Source organism: Almyronema sp., from assembly GCF_052168255.1.
GTDB classification, from domain to species: Bacteria; Cyanobacteriota; Cyanobacteriia; order Phormidesmidales; family Phormidesmidaceae; genus Sphaerothrix; species Sphaerothrix epifaneia.
The window spans coordinates 1-15,233 of record NZ_JBQLZL010000102.1; the positions used below are offsets into that span (position 1 = coordinate 1).

A 15,233-nucleotide genomic window follows, 5' to 3' on the forward strand; every position below is an offset into this window, starting at 1 on the left:
TGCATACGTTTCGTCAGTCTCATCTGTACCTTTCTTTTGAAGAATTGGTATAACGGCAGTCAGACAGCCGCAGACAGCAGGAAAGCGGTGCTGCCTGCGACTTTCTGCCATTTAAGGGTTTTAGGTCTAGTAGCCAGCGTTAGAACAAAAAATAGCGCTGTGCCATTGGCAGCACTTCGGCGGGTTCGCAGGTCAGCAGTTCGCCGTCGGCGCGAACTTCGTAGGTTTCGGGGTCAACCTGCATTTGGGGCGTTGCCGCATTGAGCTTCATATCGGCTTTGCTGAGATTGCGGCAGTTTGACACCGCCACCGCTGGTTTTGCCAAGCCAATTTGCTCAGCGACGCCAGCTTCTGCGGCTGCTTGCGACACAAAAGTTAAAGAAGTTGCGGCGATCGCGCCACCATAGTTACCAAACATCGGTCGCATGTGGACGGGTTGGGGGGTGGGGATGCTGGCATTGGGGTCGCCCATTTGCGCCCAAGCGATGAGGCCACCTTTGATCACAATGTCGGGCTTGACGCCAAAGAAAGCAGGCTTCCACAGGCAAATATCCGCCAGCTTACCCGCTTCTAAAGAACCCACATGGTCGGCAATACCGTGGGTAATGGCTGGGTTAATGGTGTACTTGGCAATGTAGCGCTTCGCCCGGTAATTGTCATTGCGATCGCTGTCTTCGCTCAACGACCCACGCTGCACCTTCATTTTGTGAGCCGTTTGCCAGGTACGAATAATTACTTCGCCCACTCGCCCCATCGCCTGCGAGTCAGAAGCAATCATGCTGAAGGCTCCCAAGTCATGCAAGATATCTTCAGCAGCAATGGTTTCGCGGCGAATGCGAGACTCGGCAAAAGCAACATCTTCGGCAATGCTGGGGCTAAGGTGGTGACACACCATAAGCATGTCAAGGTGTTCGTCTAGGGTGTTGCGGGTGTAAGGCCGAGTGGGGTTAGTAGACGAAGGCAGCACATTAGCTTCACCGCAAACTTTGATAATGTCAGGCGCATGGCCGCCTCCGGCACCTTCGGTGTGATAGGTGTGAATTACCCGATTTTTGAAAGCTGCGATCGTATCTTCGACAAAGCCCGCTTCGTTGAGCGTATCGGTGTGAATCGCCACTTGAATGTCAAACTCGTCAGCCACGGCCAAACAAGTATCAATCACTGCTGGCGTTGTGCCCCAGTCTTCATGCAGCTTCAGCCCCATAACGCCAGCCTGCACCTGCTCGGCTAGGGCTGCTGGTTTGGCGCTATTACCCTTACCCAAAAAACCCAGATTCATCGGGAAGGCATCTACCGCTTGCAGCATTCGCCAGATATTCCAAGCGCCAGGGGTGCAGGTAGTGGCGTTGGTGCCTGTGGCTGGCCCAGTGCCGCCGCCAATCATTGTGGTAATGCCAGAGGCGATCGCGGTTTCGATCTGCTGCGGACAGATGAGATGAATGTGAGAGTCAATGCCCCCCGCAGTAACGATCAGCCCCTCTCCGGCCACAATTTCGGTGGCTGGGCCGATGATGATATCCACCCGGTCTTGAATGTAGGGATTGCCCGCTTTGCCAATTTTGGCGATTTTGCCATCTTTAATGCCAATGTCGGCTTTGACGATGCCCCACCAGTCGAGAATCAGCGCGTTGGTAATCACCATATCCACCGCGCCCTCGGCTCGCGTCATCGGTGACTGACCCATGCCATCGCGAATGACTTTGCCGCCGCCAAACTTGACTTCGTCGCCGTAGGTGGTGTAGTCCTGCTCGACTTCGATGATGAGTTCGGTGTCGGCTAAGCGAATGCGATCGCCCACGGTCGGCCCAAACGTCTCAGCATAGGCGCGGCGATCCATGCGATAACTCATGCAGCACTCCTTAATCTTTGCGAATCTTTGCGGGTGGGGTAGCCGGAATCACTCTAGGGCAAGCTTTTACAGCAAGTGGTCACACGGCTTACATTCCGCCTTATTCTAAGGGCGATCGCGCTGTTCTCAGCCGATTACTCAATTTTTTAAACCTTTAGGTTCCTTATCTAGCTGGCCGTCTTTGCACCCGGTAACGGGTTTGGGCAATTACCGTTTTGGGGCAGATGAGCGAAAATTGAGCACCACAGGTTCGGCGGCGGCTGGCTCAGGGGCGTAGTCCCCTTCCGACTCCCCCAACCGGGAACCGTGCCGCCCTCGTCCGTGAGATTCGTTTTGGGCCAGCGGCACCTCAATGACAAACATGGCACCCTGACCGGGTGCTGAAACGCAACGCAGCTCGCCACCGTGTTGATCAACGGCAATTTGATAGCTAATTGAAAGCCCCAACCCGGTTCCTTTGCCAATGTCTTTGGTGGTGAAGAAAGGATCAAACAGCTTTTGCTGCGCCTCTAGGGGAATGCCCGTGCCGTTGTCGGCAATGTAAATTGCCACTCGCTCGTTGCCAGTCATCTGCGTGCGAATGCGAATGCTGGGCTGTTTTTCCGGCGGGTGTTCGGCCTGAGTTTGAGTTTGAGTTTCTATCGGACGCCAGCGAGTTTCTTCTAAAGCGTCAATGGCGTTGGAAATTAGGTTCATAAAGACCTGATTGAGCTGGCTGGGATAGCACTCAACCATGGGTAAGTCACCGTACTCTTTGATCACCTCGATCGCCCGTTGTGCCCCATTGGCTTTCAGACGGTTTTGCAAAATCATCAGTGTGCTGTCTAGCCCTTGATGAATATCAACCCACTTCAGCTCGGCTTCGCTGTGGTGTGAAAATGTTTTGAGCGATCGCACAATTTCGCAAATCCGAGCCGCCCCAACATCCATTGAGGTAATGAGCTTAGGGAAATCTTCAGCAATAAACTCCAGGTTGATTTCTTCAATAGCAGCTTGCACTGCCGCTGGAGGGGCTGGTAGCGCGGCCTGATAATACTCAATTAAGTTCAACAGATCCGCCGCGTGGGAGCGGGCATGTTGCAAATTTCCATAAATAAAGCTCACCGGGTTGTTAATCTCATGGGCAATTCCGGCTACAAGCTGCCCCAGGCTAGACATTTTCTCCTGCTGAATCAGTTGCGCCTGGGTCCATTTGAGCTGTTCTAGCGTTTGTTGCAGTTCGCTGGCGCGTTCGCGTTCACGCGCTTCCGACTGGCGTAGAGCCGCTTCCACTGCTAGCCGCTCTCGCATTTCGCGCTGTAGTTGGAGGTTTTGCTCTTTTAGCTTGGTGGATTTGTCGAGAATTTGTAGCTGTAGCTGCTGAAAGCGAACTTGATGATTAACCCGGGCTAAAACCTCTTCAATTTGAAAAGGTTTGGTGATGTAGTCGGCACCGCCCACTTCAAAAGCTTTGAGCTTATTTTCGGTGTCGTGTAAGGCACTCAAAAAAATCACTGGAATATGCTGGGCTTCAGGCATTGCCTTAATTCGCTGGCAAACCTCAAAACCATCCATTTCTGGCATCATGATGTCTAGCAAAATCAAATCTGGCAGCACATCAATTGCCCGCAGCGCCATTTTGCCAGAAAGTACCCCTCTGACTAAATATCCGTGAGTTTTAAGCGCTTTAGACAAAAGCTTGACGTTGTTGGGTTTGTCATCCACAACCAAGATGTTGGCTAAAGCGGTTGAGCAATCAGGGGGAGTTAAGGGGGTTGGCGTTTTCATGGGTGAAAAATTTAAAGATTTTTTATCTACTGACTGGCTAAGAGACACGACTGGTTAAAAGCTGGGTGGTTTCTAAAATCGTTTCGTAGGCAAATTGCTCATCTAAAGTTTTAAGCGCCGTTCTTAAAGCTTGATGAGTAGCCGGAATTTGAGCGATCAAGTCGGCGATCGCCTCGCTATCGGCTAAACGAGCCGCCTGATGGAGCTGATCGATCCAAGGATCTGGCATATTTTTCAGTAGATGGGGGGTTAACCCGGTGGCGGTAGACTGAAGAGCAGAAACCGCTTGGGGCGGGGGCAGTTCTTGATAAAGATAGCGAATTCCTAAATGTTCGCTCATTTTTTCTAAAATCAGCCGCCGCTTTAGGGGTTTGTGCAAAACATCGTCACAGCCTGCTTCTAAGATACCTTGCTGGCTTTTGGTAAAGGCACTGGCTGTTAGAGCAATAATTTTGGTGTAAGGAATAGCCGGATGGACGGCAGCGGCTTGATCATCCGGGTTGATAAGTGCGTCGCTGTCGCTGGCAGCCGTCTCAGGTTGGATGGCGTTTTTGGGGGGCTGCTGCGCTTGTTGTTCTAGCTGCCGAATTCGTCGAGTGGCTTCATAGCCGTCCATCACAGGCATGCGCATGTCCATCCAAATAAGGTGGGGTTGCCAGCTTTGCCAAACTTCAACGGCTTCTTCACCGTTGCTAACTTCTCGGGGTTGCAGGCCAATGTTTTTGAGCAGTTGCACCAAGAGTAAGCGGCTGAGGCGATCGTCTTCTACCACCAAGATGCGGTAGGGCTGCTGATGGGGCGCTAGCTGCACAGCAATGGGGTTAGCCTGCGGATGAGGAGCTAGCAGCGGCATTACGGGTTCTGCGTAGATATAAAAGCAAAAGGTTGTGCCTTCTCCTGGGTGGCTACAAACCGAAATTTGGCCTGCCATCAGCTCGACAAAATGTTTGCAAATGGTCAGTCCTAAGCCAGTGCCTTCGGTGGCGTGGCGACGATGCCGCCCTTGCTTAAAAGCGTCAAATAGGCGATCCATATCTGGGGGAGCAATGCCGGGGCCCGTATCGCTGACTTCAAACCACAGCTTTTGCTGCTTGGTCGCTGCGGTTGAATCGATCGCTTCGGCCCAAGCCCTGAGGGTAATTTGACCTTGGTCGGTAAATTTGACGGCGTTGCCCAGCAGGTTGAGCAAAATTTGACGTAGCTTACGCTGATCGGTACTGATGCGGCGCGGCAAAGTGGGCGATCGCTCTAAAATCAGCTTCAGCCCAGCAGCTTCAGCTTTGAGCTGTAGCATTTTTTCCAGCGTTTCGAGAAGTTCAAACAGGTCGAACTGGCTGATATCTAGATTGGCTTTACCCGCTTCGATTTTGGCCATATCCAGCACGTCGTTGATCAAATCGAGCAGGTGCCCACCGCTGGCGTTAATAATGTCAAGCTGCGATCGCTGTTCAGGATTGAGCGAACTATCCTGACTCATCAGCTGAGTAAAACCCAGGATGGCGTTGAGCGGGGTGCGCAATTCGTGGCTCATGTGGGCGAGAAACTGCGATTTTGCCTGGTTCGCCACTTCGGCTTTCGTTTGAGCCTGCTTAGTGGTTTCAATCTGCACCTGAATCTGGGACGCCATGGATAAAAACGTGCTGGCTAAGCGACCAATTTCGTCGTCTCCTTGTGGCAGCTTAGATTGCTTCACAGAATGGCCTGCGGCTACCTCCCGCATACCTTCAGCCAATTGGCGCAGGCGGCTAATTAGCTGCTGAGCGCTTTGTACCTGATAGATGACAAACCCCAGCAGCACCGAAAAAGCAACGCTAAAAACGGTCACCGCTTGCAATTTAGACAGTTGTTGCTGCTGAATCAGGCGATCGGAGGTGGTTTCTAATAACTGGTTGACCACCTGCTGATTGTGAGCCAAGCTTGGCAGTATTCGATCAAACTGTAGAGCGCTGTCTGAAATGGCAAGCTCTAGCTCTACCGTATCGTTAATGAGCTGCTCTAGCAGGGTGTAGTAGCGGCTAATGTCGGTGAGCAAACTTTGCTGCAGATCGGCGGGTAAGTTTTTTTGCTGAACGGCTGTTTTTAGCTGGGTGGCCTGACTCAACAAGCGATCAGCCTGCTTCATGTTTAAGCTGACGCTGAAGTCTTGGCTGTAAAGCTGTAGCTGAGTAAACTCCAGCATTAGCTGTTGGTCAGAGACGGTGGCGAGCTGAGTTTTAATTTGCTGTTGTAAATCGGTGAGGGCAGTGATCAAGCCTGCAGTCTCGCCTAAGCCCATGCGCTGCTGAATTTTTAGCGTGTGCTGGACGGAGTTTTCGTAGCGTCTCAAGGTTCTCAGCAGCGCGGTGGTGTGGTCAGTTAAGGAAACGTTTTGGCTGGTTTCGATTAGGTGTTGGGCTAGATAGGCAATGGTTTGCAAACGCTGCTGAAATTGGGTAAATGCTGCTGGCTGGTGTTGACGGATAATGCCTGATTCTTCTTCTAGGCGGGCTGTAAGCAGTTCGCGCTCAAGGCGGGAAATTTTTTGCTGGACGTCGAGGAGATGGGCTTGCTGAGCCAGGATTTTGTTGGTGGTTGCTTTATCGCGAAAATCTAATAGCGCCAGGGCTGCTGTCACGCTGAGAGCAACAACGGCCAGTAAAGAAAACTGGCGGGCGAGTTTGACTCCTTTTCGTCTCATGAGCGCGATCGCCTCCCATACACAGTCCGAGTAGCCACCCTGTCAGCGTTTCAGTTGACAGATGCAATGAGGGTATAGTGTTGCTGCTCGTTGGGGTTCAACGCTGAGCAAAAAGCTAGACAGAACACTATTTTTAGGTTTCCTGGGGGGTGACTGGAGCATTGCTTGCTAAGGGGGGCTACCGCAGCTTTAGCTAAAGTCAGTTAGCTCAAATTGGCTAACTCCTCAGGCGACTTGTCTTTGATTTTGGGCCAGTTATTTTGAGCCTTAGCCAGGTTGCCAACCTCATCTTGCAAAAACTTGGCTTTAACTTCTTCATTTAAGAAAAGATAAAGCCTACCCTCATTTAGCAACCAAACCGTCGGATCGCCATCAAATTTTTTACTTAAAACAATCCCAAACGTACAGTAGCCGCCATTGGCTGGCGCGTAGGCTGCTGGCGAACTCATAAATAAGTCTCGATTTTGGGCGCTGGCAAAGTACCAAACTGCGCCTTCCCACTCAGCCGTAAACTGCTTAGATCCTAGAATCGCTTGGTCTTTGGCAAAATAAGCCACCGGGTCATATCCCCGCAGCGCTCGCCCTTGTTCGTCAATATTAAGATGTGGTAAAGCCTCAGGCTCAACCAGCGATGCGGGTAGGCTGGCAGGCGGGGTTGCAGGCATGGCTGACGGGCTTAAACCCCACATTGCCTGATTTGCACATCCCACCGTCAAGGCGGCTACAGAACCCACTGCCAGGGTTGAAAAAAAACGCAAAACCATTTGGGTGCTAAAGAAAGCGTGATTGTACTTGCAAGCCTAACCTTCAATTTCAGCTTTCCGTAAATGTACTGAATTTTCTGTCAATGAAGCCGCCTAAACCGACCTACTCAGTAAAAATTAGTACAAGTCTGCTGATGCTAGATGCCCCTGCCTGTCGAAGTTAGCGCTTATTCAGGCTTGACGATTTGCTGATTTAATTAACAAGAAATCGCCTGTCTTACGCTGATAGCAAACGTTTCGAGTATCCCTACCGACAATACTACGTGGGTCTTCAAACTTGAGGCTGTGCTTCAGTAGTTTCTACACTGAAGATTTACTTAACTAATTTGTTTAATAAATTTCCAGTAATTCGCGAGTCTGCCATTGGGCTGAAATTTTAACAACCCTTAGGCGGATACCAAATTCGCGCTCCCTGATCGGGTAGCCGCCAGCGCATCCAGCCTTCCTGGGTGCGGGCACCGGGTAAAAACTCGCAGCCGTCTACAGGTTGCGTCACTCGCACCCGCATCCAGTCGCCTTCAAACAATAAAGGAACGATAAAACTATCATTACCGACGGAACTGAGCAGCGGTTGAGTGGTATCAGGCTGCGATCGCAGTGCGTAAGCAGCTCCCTGATTACGAAAATACACCCAGCCCACTTCTAAAAATCGCTCCTCCCACATCTCTACCATCAGATCAATATCGCCCAAGTTGAGGTGAGACGTATGCGCCCAGACCGTTCCGGCGCTGCTGTACTGAAACCGAAACCACCCATCTGGCCGCACTTCGATCACGGGGAAGGAAAACAGGTCGTAAAAGGTGTGGAGCATGGTGAAAGAAGCATCTCGGCCAATGGCAATGGGTTCATAGCCGTTGGGCACTAGCCAACCATTGATAATCCAACCCCAGTGGCGACCTTCAGGAGATTCGTAGAGGGGAATGGCCACTTCACTGAGCCAGCCAGCCCCGCGAAGCGGACTCTCAACCCAGTCGCTGGTTTCAAAAAAGTCTAGATTGCGCGGGCGTAAGTGCCCCACGCCAATGTCTTGATCAGGTTCGGGGTAAAGTCCGACAATACCAGCCGCTTCAGGTTGAAAGGCACTGGGTAGCGTTTCGGGCAGAGGCGGGACGGCTGGATTGGTGGTTGTTTGGGCGATCGCACAAGACGTAGGGTCAGGAGACGAGGTCGTAGCCGCTTGGCAAGGAACGAGCTGAGGGGGGCGGGCAGCAGCCTCAACTTGAAGCAGCGAACCACCTGTCAGCGTGACCGATAGCATCAAGGTTCCTATCTGGCTAAAGGACTTTGCCCAACGGTCTAATTGCAAAAACATGGAACTGCGAGCCTTAGAAAATGAACGCTAAGAGAAAAACACTTTATTGTTATGTATCACTTAACACCTTTATGCGTACTAATCCCGGAGTATTCAGTGATTTTTTTGTAAAGCCTTCATGTTTCTAGAGTTTGCCCATATTGGCATAAATCCAACAAGGGACAGCGATCGCATTGCGGTTGGCGGTAATGACAACAGCGCTGCCCGTGCAACATCAAAACTTCATGATGATCGTAAACCTGCTGAGCAGACCAGTCATCGGGTAGCTGAGCCGCTAAAACAGCGTGGGCAGGGCCAACTGCCAGCTTTGGCGGAATTAGCCCCAGCCGCATTGCTACCCGATGATGATGACTATCTACAGGTAAAGCGCGTCGCCGCAGCGTGCTAAAGGCCAAAACCGCAGCGCTGGTTTTGGGGCCAACGCCGGGAATAGACTCTAGCCAAGCGCGGGCAGAAGCGACAGGCCAGTCTGCTAAAAAGTCGAGCGACAGCGGTTCCCCCCGGATTGCGGTTAAGTGCCTTAGCACCGCTTGCAGACGCGGCGCTTTTTGCTCTGGCCAGGTGCAGGGGGCGATCGCAGTTTGTACCTGCTCAAGCGGGGCATCGCGTACCGCTTCCCAGGTGGGTAAAACCTGCCGCAGTTGTCGATAGGCTTGGCCAGATTGGGCATTGCGCGTTCGGTGCGAGAGCAACGCCGAAATTAGCTCACTGAGCGGATCGAGGTGATGAAAATAGGGAATGGGACAACTGTAGAGGCCACACAGCCGCTGATGCACTTCAACCAGTTGGCTAGACGGCGAATGGGTAAGAAAATCGAGTTGCAAAGATGACTCACCCTCAACAAGACGGGCCTCTACTAGCCTAACGAAAACACCCCCCTTCTAGGGTAGATTGTCAATCGCCAGGGCTAGAAAACCGCTCAATGGCAGAAATAAGAATGGTTACAGCCTGATGGCAAAGACACCGGACTGCGCTGTGATCTAAAGTAGTTGGGGCGGCTGATCGTCCTGCGGGTAGTGTTCTAACTGAATTTGTTGAGCTAACGATTTTCTGATGAAAAGGTTGATTTTAGTAACGGTTGCCCTGCTGGGTCTGGCAAGTTTGCCTGCCAGTAGTCTGGCCCAATCAGAACCGACGGCGGCATCGCTAAACAATTGCCCGATTGATTTGACTAACCCCAGTGCGGTGCAGGCGCAGCGGGCGCTTAATGCTGCCAAAAACCTGGCTCGCCGAGCAGCCGAGCAGGCCAACGGTGGGCTGCAAACCTATCGAGCAGAGCGGGCTATGCATGGTTCTGTCACGGTAGAAACGTTGCCTTGTCAGCAAATTGGCCTGGAAACTTACCGCTTTGCCTTTCGAGGCGGTAGTCCGGTGGCCGTTGCCAGCGATGATTACTCGATCGTCAGCGTGGTACGGGTTGCGAACGGCATCGGCAGTGCAGTTGAGATTGATTTGGAATTTAATGGTTCGCTAGCGGCTTATCGCTCGTACCGAGCCGCCCACGCTGACCAAAATTTGCCAGCTTATTAAGACGATGGCTAAATTCTTTCTTTTGGCTAGCGCGATCGCAGGGGTAATTCAGTAAGGTGCAGGCAGCACTTTTGCCATCAACGATAGTTTGAGGGGCTGAGCTAGGTTAGCCCTATGAAGATGGCGATGTCAGCAGTGAAGCAGCCAAGGGAAACTAAATCGTGGTTTTAGGATTGGGTTTGGGCATTGCAGGCATCCTGATTTTGGTGAGCTTGCTCGTGCTGTATTTTCGCGGAGCCTTTCGACAGCATCCTAGCTATTCGCTCTCTCAGGTGCCGAGTCCGCAAGAGCGTCATTTTATAGAGGCGATCGCCAGCCTTTCTGACTCTATCGATCTGCCAGGGCAGATTACTCATTTTTGGGCAGATATTGCAACCATCCAGGCTGAACGGTTACAGGCCATTCGTAGCGCTCAGCGGTCGATTCAGTTTGAAACCTACATTATGACCCCTGGCCAGCGGGCTGATGACTTTGCCGCAGCGCTCATTCAGCAGGCCAAAAACGGCATCAGGATTCAGCTTGTAGTTGATAGCTTTGGGGCGCGATCGCTGTCGTCTCGCTACTGGCAAAAGCTGCGTTCAGCCGGGGTGGAAGTACGCTTTTTTAATGCATTTAGCTGGCGATCGCCGACTGACTTTTTGGCTCGCAATCATCGCAAACTGCTGATTATTGACCAAACAAAAGCTTTGGTGGGCGGCGCTGGCATTTCAGATATGTGGGATGGAGGAGAAAACGGCGAAATCAAACCTTGGTTAGACACTGAAGTGTGTATTCAAGGCCCGGTGCTGACACGGCTCAAAGGTTTATTTTTACAGCACTGGCTAGACGCCGGGGAGTCTGTCAATCTAGCGGATATTGGCTGGCAAATCGACTCTGCAACAGCTAATGAATCGTTGCTGGTAACTGCTGGCGAAGATCCCAGCTTTCGAGGATCTTCGATTCGCTCCTTAATTCAGCTCTATGCCCTTTCAGCCCGCCGCCGCCTATGGATTGCTAGTCCTTATTTACTCCCTGAGCAAAACACGCGGCAAATTTTAATTCAGGCGGCGCGGCAAGGCGTCAACGTGCGGATTTTGACAATGGGTTCTCTCAGCGATAAACCCTACGTTTATTACGCCTCACGAGAGCTATATGGTGAACTGCTGAGCAATGGAATTGAAATTTACGAATATCAGCCCAGCATGATGCACGCAAAGCTCATTTTGATTGACCAGGATTGGGTAAGTTTGGGGAGTGCCAATCTCGATCCGCGCAGCTTTTTTCATAACGATGAGCTAAACTTCTCAACAGCCCAACCTTTTGTGGTTAATCAGCTAGAGCAGCTTTTTTTGCAAGCCTTTACTAAAAGCAAATCTGTTAGTTTGGCAACCTGGCGATCGCGTCCGCTCGCCAAAAAGCTTTATGGTCGCTGTAGCTTATCTATTTACTGGCAACTTTGATCGCTTTTAGCAAAGCCTAGGCCAGCCCAATGGATTAACAAGCGGCTAAAACATTGAGACTAGATGTTGAACTAAAAGCAGGCAGCTTGATGACCCTTCTAGCAATTGTTTTAGCTGCATCTGCTTAAATACTGCTCAAGCAACTGAATGTGATAGAAGAATAGAAAACGGCGATCGCAGCTTACGACAAAAGAAATCAGGCTGTCCTGAAGTTCAAAGGCGTTGGGCTACTGGCGATCGCTAACCTGAAAACATTATTTGAAAAGCCCGAGAAAGATTAAACGCCGAATAGACCAAAAATATCCAGGAAATACTAATAAAAACCAGGTTAACGTAAAGCAGGGCGCTAAATCTTTGGGAGATTTTTTCCGCAATAAGATAAATAATCATTAAACTGCACCCACCCAAAAAGTACTGGTAAAGAGTCTGAAAGCCTAAATTCCATCCTCTCGCATATGCATTTTGAGGCGTGCCCGGTGTGCCAAAGATCCAGAGAAAAAGCATAGGTAAACAAAGCAGTGAAGTCACACGAATGATTCTAAAAGTCACTTTCTTAAAAAAGCTGATGCGGTCACCAAAATTGCTTTCACTCATTCATCTGCTCCTATTCTTTTTAGAGACTCCATTGATCAAAACGGGTGGCTAGCTGCAATATTTTTTCTCATAAATATAGCGAGAGCTATCAAAGTTGAGACACTTCAATGGCTATAAGCTACCCACAGAAAAGCTTTCCTTTTATTCTCTGCTTTTAGCTATCATTCATGGTTGGTATTGGATGCCAATTTTAGCCAGAAAACGGTTGTTAGAAACTGGAGAGATAACCTAAATGATTTTTTTCAAGCGGTTAGCTAAAGCAACGGTGAATAAACTTGGCTACGAAATCAGCAGAAAAAGAGCAGGTATACCAGGCGTCTCCTTTGCCTCTGAACCTTTTGAAGCTCAGCGCCAGATCCTCAGTAGTTTAAACAAGACAGACATTTCTATTTTTGACATCGGTGCTCACAAAGGTCGAACCGTTGAAACATATCGCGCCAAATTTCCTACATCAGAAATTTACTGCTTTGAGCCGTTTCCAGATTCAGTCGTTGAACTACAAAAACAGTTTTCTGCCGACTCAAAAATACATGTCGTGTCAAAGGCCGTTGCTCAAGCAAAAGGAACAACCACATTTTATGTCAATGGATTTGATGCCACCCATTCACTTTTGCCTAGACCTCAATCTGAAAGAAGATACTATCCTAAGCTAGCGAAGACTAAGCACACTATCAAAGTAGAGACTATAGATCTAGATTCATTTGTCCAGGAAAACAACATTGGCACAATAGATATATTGAAATTTGATATTCAAGGTGGTGAACTCAAAGCTTTGCAAGGGGCAACCTCAATTTTGAACACAGGTAATGTTTCGCTGATATACATAGAAATTATGTTTATCGCCCATTACGAAAATTCTCCTCTTTTTCACGAAATTTGGTCGTTTCTTTCTAAATTTGGCTATTCTGTTTTTGATGTTTATGACTTATACAGAGCGAAAAACGGCCAAATTCGCTATGGAGATGCCCTCTTTGTCAATCAAAACATAAGAAATAATATTATTAACCAATGTGATGAAGAACCTTAGGATTTAAGAGGCTTTGCTTAAGCGGGTATTTGAAAAACCAATGGTTGTGACTTTAGGCACTCATCAATCTCCCCTAGCTCTGCTTGAAAAGAGAGGATAAAAATCCCCCTTTTTAAGGGGGATTTAAGGGGGAGCTAAACTGTTTTGCTACGCAGCAAATACCTTTTCAAACATCCTCTAACCTATTCGTAGGTTGCTAAAATTTGCTCTTTCAGCTTGTCTGGTACCGGATCGAGGTGGTCGTACTTCCAGTTGAAGAAGCCTACTCCCATCGTCAGCGATCGCAGTTCTAAAATCAGCGTTTGCAGTTCCGCCTCTGGGATATACCCCGATACACAATCCCAACCGCGCCACTTGGCCTTCGCCTCATAGCCTAAAATCTGACCCCGTCGGCCGCTAATTAGCTTCAACACGTTAGAGGTAAATGTGTTGGGCACCGAAATTTCCACCGTGGCAATTGGCTCTAGCAGCGTTGGTTCACACGCCTGCAATCCTTCCTGCATAGCAATTCGAGCCGCCTGCTTAAACGCTTGCTCAGAACTATCTACCGCATGGTAAGAGCCGTTGGTTAGCACCACCTCAACATCCACCACCGGAAAACCCAGCGGCCCATGACTGAGGTATTCACGTACCCCCATTTCAACACTAGGAATATATTGTTTGGGGACGACTCCACCCACAATTTTGTCGCTAAAGCTAAAGCCTACCCCCCGGTCTAGCGGTTGAATATCGAGGTAGACATCGCCAAACTGACCATGACCGCCCGTCTGGTGCTTGTAGCGGCCATGAATAGCCGACTTTGCCCGCCGAATTGTTTCTTTGTAGGGTACTCGCGGCGGATGGGTACTCATTGGCAGGTTGTATTTACGCTTGAGCCGATCCAGAGCAATCTTCAGGTGCATTTCGCCCTGACCCCAAAGAATTACTTCATGGGTGTCGCCGTGCTGCTCCCACACTAAGGACGGGTCTTCTTCTAGCAGCTTGTTTAGGGCACTGCTGAGCTTAACCTCGTCGCTGCGATTTTCTGGGGCGATCGCCAGCGCATACACCGGATCTAAGCGTTCGGCCTGAGGAAGTGCTACTTCGGGCTGACCATTGTTGAGCGTCAGGGTATCACCCGTTTGCGCCTTTTCTAAACGCGCGATCGCAACAATTGAGCCAGCGTTTGCCGTCATTAGGCTTTGTTGCTGCTGCCCCATCAAATGATAAATTCCGCCTAGGCGTTCACCGTTGAGGCTCTCGCCGTCTTGAAGAGAACCTTGCCAAATTCGCACCAGCGAAAGCTTGCCGCCTTGCGGCGTGTAGTAGGTTTTGAGCACCTGGGCTAGCACAGTGTCGGCGGCAGCATCGAGTCCGCGCCGCTGAGCCGTAACTTCTGGTTCAGGGGCTTCTTTCACCAAAGCATCTAAAAGCGGGCGTACCCCATAGTCTTGATTGGCCACGCCAAACAGCACTGGCACAATCAAATCGGCTCCTAGCTCCATTTTCAGGTCTTGAACAATTTCTTCTTGCGGCGGCTCAATTTCTTCAATTAGTTCTTCGAGCAAATGGTCGTCAAAGTCGGCGAGTGCTTCTAGCATTTCGGTACGAGCGGCCTTTTCTTCTGCTTGTAGCGACGCAGGCAGCGGTACCGGATCCGCCGGGGCACCCGAATGATAGTGATAGGCTTGCTCGCTCACGAGGTCAATAAAGCCGACGAGATCATGTTTTTGCCGAATAGGATATTGGTGCGGCACGATCGGTCGGCTTGAGACGGTTTTAAGCGCATTGAGAATATCTCGATAGCTGGCCGTGGCGCGATCCATCTTGTTGATCAAAATCCAGTGGGGAATTTCCCACTCGTCTAAAAACTGAAACAAGGATGAAAGCGTCAATACCCTCGTAGGGTCGGCTTCGCAGACTACAACGGCGGCATCCACGCCAATCAGGGCATTGTAAGTTTCTTGTGGCAGTTCCACCGATCCAGGACAGTCTAAAAACGTAAAACGAATGCCGCCGTACTCAGTACTAGCGGCATTAATTTCTACACTCATTTGGCGATCGCGGGCTTCTGGCGTTCCATCCCCGACTGTATTACAATCTTCGACCCTACCTTTGCGTGAGATTGCTCCAGTGACATGAAGCAAGCTTTCTAGCAAAGTCGTTTTACCGCTAGAATAAGGACCCACAATCGCCACGTTTCGTGAGCCCGATAATGCTTTCTGGGTCATAATTCGCCCCTTATATTACTAAGAAACAAAAAGCAGAAGCTATCTCGCTCTTTGCAGCGCGATC

The 15,233-nt window shown here is 50.1% G+C and carries 12 protein-coding genes; 4 read left to right on the top strand and 8 right to left on the bottom strand.

Annotated elements, in window-relative coordinates; translation table 11 throughout:
- Window positions 1-139 precede the first annotated feature (139 nt).
- Window positions 140-1,849 (bottom strand): urease subunit alpha, encoded by a 1,710-nt coding sequence (gene ureC / locus ACTS3T_RS21315; protein ID WP_462935663.1) that lies wholly within the window; start codon window positions 1,847-1,849, stop codon window positions 140-142.
- A 17-nt stretch (window positions 1,850-1,866) separates the two neighbouring features.
- Between ureC and ACTS3T_RS21320 the strand changes: the two genes are divergently transcribed.
- The gene (locus tag ACTS3T_RS21320) at window positions 1,867-2,007 is read left to right on the top strand and encodes a hypothetical protein (RefSeq protein WP_462935664.1); all 141 of its coding nucleotides are present in this window, start codon (window positions 1,867-1,869) and stop codon (window positions 2,005-2,007) included.
- Between the two features lie 49 nt (window positions 2,008-2,056).
- Here the strand turns inward: ACTS3T_RS21320 and ACTS3T_RS21325 are convergent, their stop codons facing one another.
- The 5 genes from ACTS3T_RS21325 to ACTS3T_RS21345 all read right to left on the bottom strand — a co-directional run bounded on the left by ACTS3T_RS21325 (window position 2,057) and on the right by ACTS3T_RS21345 (window position 9,193).
- Entirely contained in the window at window positions 2,057-3,616 is a 1,560-nt protein-coding gene (locus tag ACTS3T_RS21325; protein WP_462935665.1) for a hybrid sensor histidine kinase/response regulator, read from the bottom strand.
- A 37-nt stretch (window positions 3,617-3,653) separates the two neighbouring features.
- Window positions 3,654-6,293, bottom strand: a complete 2,640-nt coding sequence (locus tag ACTS3T_RS21330; RefSeq protein ID WP_462935666.1) for an ATP-binding protein — start codon at window positions 6,291-6,293, stop codon at window positions 3,654-3,656.
- A 203-nt stretch (window positions 6,294-6,496) separates the two neighbouring features.
- The gene (locus ACTS3T_RS21335) at window positions 6,497-7,057 is read right to left on the bottom strand and encodes a YHS domain-containing (seleno)protein (protein ID WP_462935667.1); all 561 of its coding nucleotides are present in this window, start codon (window positions 7,055-7,057) and stop codon (window positions 6,497-6,499) included.
- Between the two features lie 376 nt (window positions 7,058-7,433).
- The gene (locus ACTS3T_RS21340; protein WP_462935668.1) at window positions 7,434-8,369 is read right to left on the bottom strand and encodes a hypothetical protein; all 936 of its coding nucleotides are present in this window, start codon (window positions 8,367-8,369) and stop codon (window positions 7,434-7,436) included.
- Between the two features lie 116 nt (window positions 8,370-8,485).
- Window positions 8,486-9,193: an endonuclease III domain-containing protein gene (locus ACTS3T_RS21345; RefSeq protein WP_462935669.1), complete on the bottom strand. Its 708-nt coding sequence runs from the start codon at window positions 9,191-9,193 to the stop codon at window positions 8,486-8,488.
- Window positions 9,194-9,422: 229 nt separating this feature from the next.
- Between ACTS3T_RS21345 and ACTS3T_RS21350 the strand changes: the two genes are divergently transcribed.
- Both ACTS3T_RS21350 and ACTS3T_RS21355 read left to right on the top strand, forming a co-directional pair.
- Complete coding sequence (locus ACTS3T_RS21350; RefSeq protein WP_462935670.1) at window positions 9,423-9,899, top strand: hypothetical protein; 477 nt, start codon at window positions 9,423-9,425, stop codon at window positions 9,897-9,899.
- Between the two features lie 161 nt (window positions 9,900-10,060).
- On the top strand, window positions 10,061-11,338 hold the full coding sequence (locus ACTS3T_RS21355; RefSeq protein WP_462935671.1) for a phospholipase D-like domain-containing protein: 1,278 nt from the start codon (window positions 10,061-10,063) through the stop codon (window positions 11,336-11,338).
- A gap of 240 nt (window positions 11,339-11,578) precedes the next feature.
- Here ACTS3T_RS21355 and ACTS3T_RS21360 read toward each other — a convergent pair whose 3' ends face one another.
- On the bottom strand, window positions 11,579-11,932 hold the full coding sequence (locus tag ACTS3T_RS21360) for a hypothetical protein (RefSeq protein ID WP_462935672.1): 354 nt from the start codon (window positions 11,930-11,932) through the stop codon (window positions 11,579-11,581).
- Between the two features lie 232 nt (window positions 11,933-12,164).
- On the opposite strand from ACTS3T_RS21360, the gene ACTS3T_RS21365 reads away from it, so the two are divergent.
- Window positions 12,165-12,959 carry an FkbM family methyltransferase gene (locus ACTS3T_RS21365; protein ID WP_462935673.1) on the top strand — a complete coding sequence of 265 codons (795 nt, stop codon included), beginning with the start codon at window positions 12,165-12,167 and terminating at the stop codon, window positions 12,957-12,959.
- A 182-nt stretch (window positions 12,960-13,141) separates the two neighbouring features.
- On the opposite strand, the gene ACTS3T_RS21370 is transcribed toward ACTS3T_RS21365, so the two are convergent.
- Window positions 13,142-15,169, bottom strand: coding sequence for an elongation factor G (locus tag ACTS3T_RS21370; RefSeq protein ID WP_462935674.1), 2,028 nt, complete (start codon window positions 15,167-15,169; stop codon window positions 13,142-13,144).
- Window positions 15,170-15,233 lie beyond the last annotated feature (64 nt).

Coding starts and splice junctions, on each gene's coding strand:
- ureC (WP_462935663.1), bottom strand. CDS start 1,849: ATGAGTTATCGCATGGATCGCCGCGCCTATGCTGAGACGTTTGGGCCG.
- ACTS3T_RS21325 (WP_462935665.1), bottom strand. CDS start 3,616: ATGAAAACGCCAACCCCCTTAACTCCCCCTGATTGCTCAACCGCTTTA.
- ACTS3T_RS21330 (WP_462935666.1), bottom strand. CDS start 6,293: ATGAGACGAAAAGGAGTCAAACTCGCCCGCCAGTTTTCTTTACTGGCC.
- ACTS3T_RS21335 (WP_462935667.1), bottom strand. CDS start 7,057: ATGGTTTTGCGTTTTTTTTCAACCCTGGCAGTGGGTTCTGTAGCCGCC.
- ACTS3T_RS21340 (WP_462935668.1), bottom strand. CDS start 8,369: ATGTTTTTGCAATTAGACCGTTGGGCAAAGTCCTTTAGCCAGATAGGA.
- ACTS3T_RS21350 (WP_462935670.1), top strand. CDS start 9,423: ATGAAAAGGTTGATTTTAGTAACGGTTGCCCTGCTGGGTCTGGCAAGT.
- ACTS3T_RS21360 (WP_462935672.1), bottom strand. CDS start 11,932: ATGAGTGAAAGCAATTTTGGTGACCGCATCAGCTTTTTTAAGAAAGTG.
- ACTS3T_RS21365 (WP_462935673.1), top strand. CDS start 12,165: ATGATTTTTTTCAAGCGGTTAGCTAAAGCAACGGTGAATAAACTTGGC.
- ACTS3T_RS21370 (WP_462935674.1), bottom strand. CDS start 15,169: ATGACCCAGAAAGCATTATCGGGCTCACGAAACGTGGCGATTGTGGGT.